The organism is Clostridium sp. BSD2780061688st1 H5 (assembly GCF_005845155.1).
Taxonomy (GTDB): Bacteria; Bacillota; Clostridia; order Lachnospirales; family Lachnospiraceae; genus Claveliimonas; species Claveliimonas intestinigallinarum.
The window spans coordinates 57756-66811 of sequence record NZ_SPGT01000017.1 but is presented as its reverse complement, the minus strand read 5'-3'; the positions used below and the strand labels follow the sequence as shown (position 1 = coordinate 66811).

The following is a 9056-nucleotide window of genomic DNA, read 5'->3' as shown; positions in this document are numbered from 1 at the left end:
CAATAAGATAAATCTGTATGATTGGGAAGAGGTTTCGATCTCTTCCCTTTTTTTGCCAATGATAATTATACTCTAAGGATGGACTCTGTAGCTCTGAGAAATGGAGCGAAAATGCCGCTCCTGGAATTCAGATGCGGTTCTCGCATCTGCGTTCTACTGTTTTCATCCCGGTTTCAGGGCGGATTTTCACTTTTCAAACCGTGCAGTTTTTACGGTACAGACGCAAGAGAGCACAGGGGAGGGGATGCCGTTGGTGGCGGGACATAAGGCATATATAGTTGCATAAATGAAAGAATTTATATTATACTGAAGGAGAACATATGAGGTGCTGGAATAGGGCCGACGAGGCAGCCGGGCCCGGGAGGAGGGGCCGCAGGTAGAAAACGGAAGAGAGAGGGAGACAATGACACTGACACAGTTAAATTATATCATCACCATAGCAGAAACAAAGTCCATCAACAAGGCGGCGGAGCTTCTGTATGTCTCCCAGCCCTCACTCACCAGCGCTGTCCGGGAGCTGGAAAAAGAGCTGGGGATCACCCTGTTCTACCGCAGCGGGCGGGGAGTCACTCTGACAGGGGACGGGGCTGAGTTCCTTCTCTATGCCAGGCAGCTCTACGGCCAGTACGAGGAGGTCATGGAAAAATACGGAAAGGGAGGCTCCCAGAAGAAAAAGTTCGGCGTCTCCACCCAGCACTACTCGTTTGCTGTGAAGGCCTTTGTGGACATGGCCAAGGAATTTGACATGTCCAAGTATGAATTCGCCATCCGGGAGACAAGGACAGCGGAGGTGATCCGTGATGTGAGTACCATGAAGAGCGAGATCGGCGTTTTGTACCTGTCTGAATTCAATCGGAAGAGTCTGGAGAAGATGCTCAGGTCGGCGGGGGTTGTGTTCCACCATCTGATCGACTGCCAGGCCTTTGTTTACCTGTGGAAGAACCATCCTCTGGCCGGGGAGGAGTCCATCCGGTTTGAACAGCTGGAGCCCTATCCCTGCCTTGCTTTTGAGCAGGGGGATGACAGCTCCTTCTACCTAGCGGAGGAAATCCTGTCCACCAATGAGTATCCCCGTATCATTCGGGCTAACGATAGGGCCACCATGCTGAACCTGATGGTGGGACTGAAGGGCTACACCCTCTGTTCCGGCATCATCTGTGAGGAGCTGAACGGAAACGAGTTTGTGGCAGTGCCCTTCCAGGACGACGAGGAGAACAGAAACAGTACCATGGAGATCGGCTACATTGTCAGAAAGAACATGATCCCCAGCAGGATGGGGGAGCTCTATATCCAGGAGCTGAGGAAGTACCTGGGGACAGGACAGTGAGACCTGCGGAGGATAAATACAGACAGACCGGTTATAGCTTGAAACTATAACCGGCTATTTTTTTTCTGTATTAGCCGGAAAGGACTGGCCGTGGTAGGATAGACCCAGACAGAAACAGGCCCAGACAAAAGCAGATACAGACACAAATAGAAAAAGAGGAGGAACCTACCATGAAAGATGTAAGAAATACAGAAAACTGGAGCTTTGAGACAAGGCAGGTGCATATAGGACAGGATCAGCCGGATCCGGCCACAGGAGCCCGGGCCGTGCCTATCTATGCTTCCACGTCCTTCGTGTTCCAGGACTGCCAGCATGCGCAGGATCTGTTCAGCCTGGAAAGCGGCGGCAATATCTACGGGAGGCTGAACAATCCCACGGAGGAGGTGTTCGAGAAGAGGATCGCTTCCCTGGAGGGCGGCACGGCGGCTCTGGCGACAGCCTCCGGCGCGGCGGCCATCACCTACACCTTTCAGGCTCTGGCAAAGGCGGGGGAGCACATTGTGGCATCCAGGACTATATACGGCGGAACCTACAATCTTCTGGCCCACACCCTTCCGCAGACAAGCGGCATCACGGCCACCTTCGTAGACCCGGAGGAGGAGGGAGCCTTTGAGGCGGCTATCCAGGAAAACACAAAGGCCATCTTCGCGGAGACGCTGGGCAATCCGAATTCCAACCTGGCGGATATCGAGGCGCTGGCCGGGATCGCCCACAGGCACGGCATTCCCCTGGTGATCGACTCCACCTTTGCCAGCCCCTACCTGGTGCGGCCCATCGAGTACGGGGCGGACATTGTGGTCCACTCCGCCACCAAATTCCTGGGAGGACACGGGACAGCTCTTGGGGGAGTCATCGTGGACGGCGGAAGCTTTGACTGGAAAGCGTCCGGCAAATACCCCTGGCTTTCAGAGCCCAATCCAAGCTACCACGGCGTATCCTTTGCCGAGGCGGCGCCAGGCAGCGCCTTTGTCACCTACGTCCGAGCCGTGCTTTTGCGGGACACAGGGGCCACACTGTCCCCCTTTCACGCCTTCCTTCTCCTCCAGGGGCTGGAGACCCTCTCCCTGCGGGTGGAGAGACATGTGGAGAACGCGCTGAAGGTGGTGGAATACCTGGCAGCCCATCCCCAGGTGGAGGCTGTCCATCATCCTTCTCTTGACAGGGAGCCCACTCATGCTTTATATAAAAAGTATCTGCCAAATGGAGGCGGCTCTATTTTCACCTTTGAGATCAGGGGAACGGAAGAGGACGCCCGGAAATTTATCGACAGCCTGCCCATCTTCTCTCTGCTGGCCAATGTGGCGGACGTAAAGTCCCTGGTGATCCATCCGGCTACCACCACCCACAGCCAGTGCACGAAGGAAGAGCTGAAGGAACAGGGGATCCGGCCCAACACCATCCGCCTGTCCATCGGGATCGAGCGGGCGGAGGATCTGATCGCCGCTCTGGAGACGGCCTTCCAGGCAGTTAGAAACGGAGATTGATCAATGCAAAAAGAGACAGATTTCAGAGAATTGTTCCGGTCAGGCCGGCTTGTCACAGACGGCGCTATGGGAACCTACTACAGAGAAATATACGGGGGAGGCAGCCGCTTCCCGGAGCTGGACAATGTGGCGGCGCCGGAGAAGATCGAGGCCATCCACCGGGAATACATAAGAGCGGGGGCGGACATTCTGCGGACCAACAGCTTTGCCTCCAACACAGAGACCCTGTCCCAGACCTGGGGGGAGGCCTCCCGGGAGGAGCTCCTGGGGAAGGTGTATGAAAATGTCCGGGCAGCCTGCTGTATCGCCGGGGAGGCGATTGAAAAAGAGGCGCCCGGAAGACCGGTTTACATTGCGGGAGACATAGGACCCATACCGGAGCACGGAAGCGGAGAAGAGGAGGCCGGCGAGCAGGAGATACTGGAGGAATACAAGACGATTGCAAGAGCCCACCTGGATGCGGGGGTGAAGCTGATCTGGTTCGAGACATTTTCTGATTTTAAGAGAATTCTCCCTGTGGCCCGGTGGATCCGCTCTGTCAGCGACGCCTTCATTATGGCCAGCTTTTCCGTCAACATGTACGGCTATACCAACGCCGGGCTTGGCGCGGCGGATCTGGTCAGAACAGCCAGAGAGAGCTCGGAGATCGATGGCATCGGCTTCAACTGTGGCGTAGGGCCGGCCCATCTGGCAAAAGTGCTGCGCAGGCAGGATTTCGGCGACCTGGTGGTGTTCGCGGCCCCCAACGCCGGCTATGCGGATCGGATCCAGAATCGGAACGTATACAGGGATAATATCCTCTATTTCGGGGAGGCCATGGAGGAGATCGCGGGGCTTGGAGTCAACATTATCGGCGGCTGCTGCGGCACCAGCCCAGCCTACATACGGCAGCTGTCCCGGATGCCCGGGGGAAGGATGATCCCCAGGCGGTTCACAGACCGGCCTGAGGAGAGGGCGGACAAGGATATCAGCTACAACAGCAACCCCTTCATCCGCCGGCTCTACTCCGGCGAGAAGGTGGTGATCGCCGAGCTGGATCCGCCCCACGACGGAAATGACGCCAGGATGATGGAGGCGGCGGCTGCCCTGAAGGCAGCCGGGGTGGAGATGATCACCTTCTCCGACTCCCCCATGGGGCGGATGCGGGCGGATTCCGCCATGTCCGCCGTGAAGGTGGCGGGCCGCCTGCAGGTGGAGACCATGCCCCACATTGCCTGCCGGGACAAAAATGTCATCGGCATGGGCGCCCAGATACTGGGAGCCTACATGAACGGCATCCGCAATTTCCTCCTTGTCACCGGGGATCCGGTGCCTTCAGGGGAGAGGGATGTGGTCACCTCCGTCTACGACTTCCACTCAGTGAGCCTTATGAAATACCTGGAGCGCATGAACAGGGAGCATTTTGCCCGGGATCCGGTGGCATACGGCGGAGCCCTCAACTACGGAAGGGCCAACCTGGACGCGGAGATCAGGCGGATGGAGAAGAAATGCGAGGCAGGCGCCTCCTTCTTCCTGACCCAGCCCATCTACTCAGATGAGGACATGGAGCGGATCCGGTATATCAAATCCCGGATAGACACGAAGATTATCTGCGGCATCATGCCCCTTGTAAGCTACCGGAACGCCCTGTTTATGAAAAATGAGATTCCCGGCATCAGCGTGCCCGACGAGATCATCGCCCGGTACGACAGGGACATGAGCAGGGAGGAGGCCCAGCAGGTGGGCGTGGAGATCGCCGTGGAGATCGCGGAAAAGCTCCGCGATATCACGGACGGATACTATTTTATGGTGCCCTTTAACCGGGCCGCCATGATCGCTCAGATTTTGGAGAAAATTCGCTGATCACGCAGAAACAGAAAAACTGGTACTTCATTCGCAGAGCATTTTCCTGTATACTGGAGAAGAACGAAAAAATCACAGACAGGAGAATGCAGATGAAGTATAAAAAGAGATGGACCGGCCTGACCGCCCTGGCGTGCGCGGCGGCTTTCATGGGAAGCACGGCAGCCCTGGCGGGCTGCTCCGGGCAGGCTTCATCCTCCGGGGGAGGAAGGCAGGGCGCAGACCAGGCCCAGGTGGAATTTTTTGCCATGGACACCTACATGACCCTCACAGCCTACGGCGACGAGGCCCAGGCGGCCCTGGAAAAGGCCCAGGACGAGGTGGAGAAGCTGGAGGACGAGTGGTCCGTGACAAATGAGAACAGTGAGATCTACCAGCTCAATCACAGCGGGGGAAATCCGGTGACCCTGAGCGAGGACACGGCGGATATTGTGGGCTTTGCCCTGGAGATGGCAGAGGAGACGGGGGGAGACCTGGACCCCACCATCTACCCGGTGCTGGAGGCCTGGGGATTTACCACAGACGAGAACCGGATACCCTCCCAGGAGGAGCTGGACGCCCTCCTGGCCAATGTGGGATATGAGAGGGTGCAGCTGGACGGCACCACAGTCCAGCTTCCCGCCGGCATGGAGTTTGATCTGGGCGCTGTGGGAAAGGGATACACAGGGGACATACTGGCTCAGCTCCTTGAAGACGAAGGCGTCACATCGGCCCTTCTCGACCTGGGAGGCAACATCCAGGCTGTGGGCGAAAGGCCCGGCGGGGGAGACTGGCGGCTGGGGATCCGCAGCCCCTTTGACGGGGGTGAGGGAGTCCTGGGCATGCTCCTTGCCTCCGACTGCGCGGTCGTCACCTCCGGCAACTACGAGCGGTATTTTGTGGGGGAAGACGGAAAAGAATACGGGCACATCATTGACCCGGACACGGGATACCCTGTGGACAACGGCCTGGCTTCCGTTACCATCATCACGGAGGAGGGAAAAAGAGGGGACGCCCTCTCTACGTCCATGTTCGTAAAGGGGCTGGATGAGGCTTCCCGGTACTGGCAGGACCACCAGGATTTTGAGATGATCCTGGTTACCCAGGACGGTCAGATTTATCTCACAGAGGGGATTGAAGATCAGTTTACACTGAGCAGTGATTTCGGAAATATGGATACCCATGTGATAGAGAGGGATGAGCAGTAGGCTCATCCCTCTTTTGTAAATCCCGGGAAACGCAGATCCCGGCAGATGTCCCTCTCAGGGCGCGGCCAGGTATTCATATACCGGCTCCAGATATTTTCTGTCGATCCAGCTGCAGGAGCGGCCGGCGGCCTCAAGAAGGGCTCTCTCCCAGGGCTCCCAGGCGGCCGGGTCCTTTTTGGCCACTGATTTTTGCAGCATCCGGCAGAGGGTTCTGTCCTTAAAGCTCATGGCGGACTCATCCCAGGCGCCCCGGCCGTAGAAGAGGACTACGTTCCCGGGCAGTCCTTTTAAGTTCCGTTCCTTGAGCTGCCCCACAGTCCTCTCATCCCAGGGGGAGGCCCCCACGGCGAAGAGGACCACCTTCTTACCTGCAAGCGCTGCGCTGTTCTTTCTCAGCCAGGAGACGCCGGAGAGGCCCCCGGCGTAGATGCCGCCGCACAGGATGATACGGTCAGCTTTCATGATATCCCCGCTGGCAGCGCTCCTGACATCCTTAACATCCCGTACGCCCAGGCCCAGCTCCTCCGCTGCTATGTGGGCATACTGCCTGGCTGCTCCGTATCTGGAGCTGTAAAGCACCATCGTCTCACTCATAGTATCCCTCCTGCTTTCATCCCTCATTTTGCTCTTTTTGTCCCGGCTGCTGTTCCGACTGCTGTTCCGGCTGCTCCAGCCGGTCTATCCCGCTGTACAGCTTCATGAGAAGCCGGAACAGCTGCTCTATCTCCTTGTCTGAGTAGACGGAAAAAAGATCCCTCAGCTTCCTTGTGTGGAGCTGAGCTGCCTGCTGAAAATATCGTGGCAGCTGCTCTGTGGGACTGATGACGCAGGCCCTGCCATCGCGGGGATTTCGGGAGATGGTGACCAGCCCCTTCTTCTCCAGGGAGGCGGCCAGATTTTTGATGTTCTGCCGGGAGCAGCCAAGAAGCTCTCCCAGCTGGGTGAAGGTCATGTCCTTCCCGGACTGGCGCAACATGGTCAGCAGCATGAACTGTTTCATAGTGACCTGGCCGTCCGCCCTGTCAAAGGAGGTCTGGAGCCGGTTCCCCGCAATGAAGATGGTGCTGAAGACGGCCCGCGCCTGCCCGTCTCTTGTGTGCCTGAATTTTTCAATCAGATCCGATAGCTGCACGTCTCAATCATTCCTTTCTTAGTATAGTATATAAGTAACTGGTTACTTATATACTATACTAAAATGATGGGAGAGTCAATGATAAAAATCCGGAAAAAATGTTTGGAACAAACAGTATATAACAGTTGACAACAGTGATATACTGTTATATACTGTTTATCAGAAGGAGGATGAATATGCAGATCATCATCAACCATTCATCCATGATCCCGATTTACGAGCAGATCATCGAGCAGGTGAAGGCCCTGATCCTGAAAGGTGAACTGAAGGAAAACGACCCGCTTCCTTCTGTGAGGTCGCTTTCAAAGGAGCTGAAGATCAGCGCCCTGACTGTAAAAAAAGCGTATGACAACCTGGAGCAGGAGGGCTTCACAGTTACTGTACACGGGAAAGGCACCTACATTGCAGCCTCCAACACGGAACTGATGAAGGAAGAGAAGCGAAAGGAAGTGGAAGCCGATCTTGAACTGGCCATTCAGAAAGGCAGAAGATATGGGATGCAGGATGAAGAGATAAAAGAATTATTTTCACTCATTTTGGAGGACTAGGCTATGTTAAAGTTAGAAAATGTCAGAAAAAACTACGACCGCTTCACTCTGGAGTGCTCTCTGGAGGTGCAGCCCGGCTGTATCACCGGCCTTGTGGGACAGAACGGCGCGGGAAAGAGCACGACATTTAAGGCAATCCTGGGACTGATCCACACGGACGGCGGCCGGATCACCCTGATGGGAAAGGAGACGAAAGCTCTGACAACAGCCGATAAGGAGAGGCTGGGCGTGGTGCTGTCCAATTCCGGTGTCAGCGAATATCTGACAGTCCGGGACACGGCGGCCATGCTGAGAGGCTTTTACCACACCTTTGACCGGGCGGACTTTCTGGAGAAGTGCCGCAGATACCAGATCCCCGTGGACAGGAAGATCAAAGAATTTTCCACCGGCATGAAGGCGAAGCTGAAGCTTCTCATCGCCATCAGCCACAGGGCGGATTTCCTTCTGCTGGATGAGCCCACGGCAGGGCTTGACGTGGTGGCAAGAGACAGCCTTCTTGGCATCCTGCGGGAGTATATGGAGGAGGACGAGAACAGGTCGATCCTGATCAGCTCCCACATTTCCACAGACCTGGAGGGGATCTGTGACGACCTCTACATGATCCATGAGGGGCGCATCATCCTCCACGAGGAGACGGATGTGCTGCTTGGAAGCTACGGCCTTCTGAAGCTGGATCCGGAGCAGTACGCCTCTGTGGACCGGCAGTATCTCCTGCGGGTGAAAAAGGAGCCCTACGGCTACAGCGCCCTCACGGACCAGAAGCAGTTTTACCTGGAAAACTATCCGAAGGTCGTGATAGAAAACAGCGGCATCGACGATATGATCACAATGATGATAAGGGGTGAACGAGTATGAAAGGATTATTGATCAAGGATTTCAAACTGCTGAAAAATCAGAAAAACTTCTTTATATTAGTGTTTGTCATGGCGGCATTTCTCACGATCACAAACGGGGCCGGGTCGTCGCCTGCCACCTTTGTGCTCCCCTATGTGGGATTTGTCAGCTCCTTTTTCGTGCTGAGCACCATCAGCTACGACGAGTACGACAACGGTAACGCCTTCCTCTTTACGCTGCCCTTTGAGAGAAAAGTATACGCGGCGGAGAAATATATCTTCGGTGTCGTGACAGGCGGAGCGGGGCTCCTCCTCATCCTGGCCTTTATCCTTGTGTACACCGGCCGGACGGCCGACGCCGGGCAAATGGGAGAGACCCTGTTCACTGCCGGAGTGAGCGCGGCCCTTCTGCTCCTCTTCCTGGCTGTCATGATCCCCTTCCAGCTCAAATTCGGGCCGGAAAAGGGACGGATCGCCATGCTCATCGTCCTGCTGGGCGTCATGGCTCTCGTCTTTGGCATCGTAAAGCTGACGGATCTGGACAATGAAGCCCTGCAGGCGGCTGTGAGGACTATGGGGCGCATGGGACTGGCCGGCGTGGCTGCGGTGTGCATAGCCGCAGCGGCGGCCGTGATGGCGGTCTCCATATTTATCAGCGCGAGGATACTGGAGAAGAAAGAGTTTTAGGAGAGCGGGGAGTTTC

At 56.2% G+C, this 9056-nt stretch carries 9 protein-coding genes; 7 read left to right on the top strand and 2 right to left on the bottom strand.

Translation table 11 applies throughout. The features are described from left to right. Positions 1-403: 403 nt before the first annotated feature. The 4 genes from FGQ86_RS11445 (at position 404) to FGQ86_RS11430 (ending at position 5840) form a co-directional block, all read left to right on the top strand. Positions 404-1327, top strand: a complete 924-nt coding sequence (locus FGQ86_RS11445) for a LysR family transcriptional regulator (protein WP_033124191.1) — start codon at positions 404-406, stop codon at positions 1325-1327. A gap of 170 nt (positions 1328-1497) precedes the next feature. Beyond that, complete coding sequence (locus FGQ86_RS11440; protein WP_033124190.1) at positions 1498-2811, top strand: O-acetylhomoserine aminocarboxypropyltransferase/cysteine synthase family protein; 1314 nt, start codon at positions 1498-1500, stop codon at positions 2809-2811. A gap of 3 nt (positions 2812-2814) precedes the next feature. Then, positions 2815-4653 carry a bifunctional homocysteine S-methyltransferase/methylenetetrahydrofolate reductase gene (locus tag FGQ86_RS11435; RefSeq protein WP_033124189.1) on the top strand — a complete coding sequence of 613 codons (1839 nt, stop codon included), beginning with the start codon at positions 2815-2817 and terminating at the stop codon, positions 4651-4653. 92 nt (positions 4654-4745) lie between these two features. Further along, entirely contained in the window at positions 4746-5840 is a 1095-nt protein-coding gene (locus FGQ86_RS11430; RefSeq protein ID WP_243127255.1) for an FAD:protein FMN transferase, read from the top strand. 54 nt (positions 5841-5894) lie between these two features. On the opposite strand, the gene FGQ86_RS11425 is transcribed toward FGQ86_RS11430, so the two are convergent. Then, positions 5895-6434, bottom strand: coding sequence for a flavodoxin domain-containing protein (locus FGQ86_RS11425; RefSeq protein ID WP_033125897.1), 540 nt, complete (start codon positions 6432-6434; stop codon positions 5895-5897). 16 nt (positions 6435-6450) lie between these two features. Then, the gene (locus tag FGQ86_RS11420) at positions 6451-6972 is read right to left on the bottom strand and encodes a MarR family transcriptional regulator (protein ID WP_138304117.1); all 522 of its coding nucleotides are present in this window, start codon (positions 6970-6972) and stop codon (positions 6451-6453) included. Between the two features lie 176 nt (positions 6973-7148). Between FGQ86_RS11420 and FGQ86_RS11415 the strand changes: the two genes are divergently transcribed. From FGQ86_RS11415 to FGQ86_RS11405, 3 genes are read left to right on the top strand one after another with little or no spacing between them, the layout of a single operon-like run. Further along, positions 7149-7520, top strand: coding sequence for a GntR family transcriptional regulator (locus FGQ86_RS11415; protein ID WP_033125895.1), 372 nt, complete (start codon positions 7149-7151; stop codon positions 7518-7520). Positions 7521-7523: 3 nt separating this feature from the next. Beyond that, complete coding sequence (locus FGQ86_RS11410) at positions 7524-8375, top strand: ABC transporter ATP-binding protein (RefSeq protein WP_033125894.1); 852 nt, start codon at positions 7524-7526, stop codon at positions 8373-8375. Further along, entirely contained in the window at positions 8372-9040 is a 669-nt protein-coding gene (locus FGQ86_RS11405; protein ID WP_033125893.1) for an ABC-2 transporter permease, read from the top strand. The genes FGQ86_RS11410 and FGQ86_RS11405 overlap by 4 nt, the downstream gene beginning before the upstream one ends. Positions 9041-9056 lie beyond the last annotated feature (16 nt).

Coding starts and splice junctions, on each gene's coding strand:
- FGQ86_RS11445 (WP_033124191.1), top strand. CDS start 404: ATGACACTGACACAGTTAAATTATATCATCACCATAGCAGAAACAAAG.
- FGQ86_RS11440 (WP_033124190.1), top strand. CDS start 1,498: ATGAAAGATGTAAGAAATACAGAAAACTGGAGCTTTGAGACAAGGCAG.
- FGQ86_RS11435 (WP_033124189.1), top strand. CDS start 2,815: ATGCAAAAAGAGACAGATTTCAGAGAATTGTTCCGGTCAGGCCGGCTT.
- FGQ86_RS11430 (WP_243127255.1), top strand. CDS start 4,746: ATGAAGTATAAAAAGAGATGGACCGGCCTGACCGCCCTGGCGTGCGCG.
- FGQ86_RS11425 (WP_033125897.1), bottom strand. CDS start 6,434: ATGAGTGAGACGATGGTGCTTTACAGCTCCAGATACGGAGCAGCCAGG.
- FGQ86_RS11415 (WP_033125895.1), top strand. CDS start 7,149: ATGCAGATCATCATCAACCATTCATCCATGATCCCGATTTACGAGCAG.
- FGQ86_RS11410 (WP_033125894.1), top strand. CDS start 7,524: ATGTTAAAGTTAGAAAATGTCAGAAAAAACTACGACCGCTTCACTCTG.
- FGQ86_RS11405 (WP_033125893.1), top strand. CDS start 8,372: ATGAAAGGATTATTGATCAAGGATTTCAAACTGCTGAAAAATCAGAAA.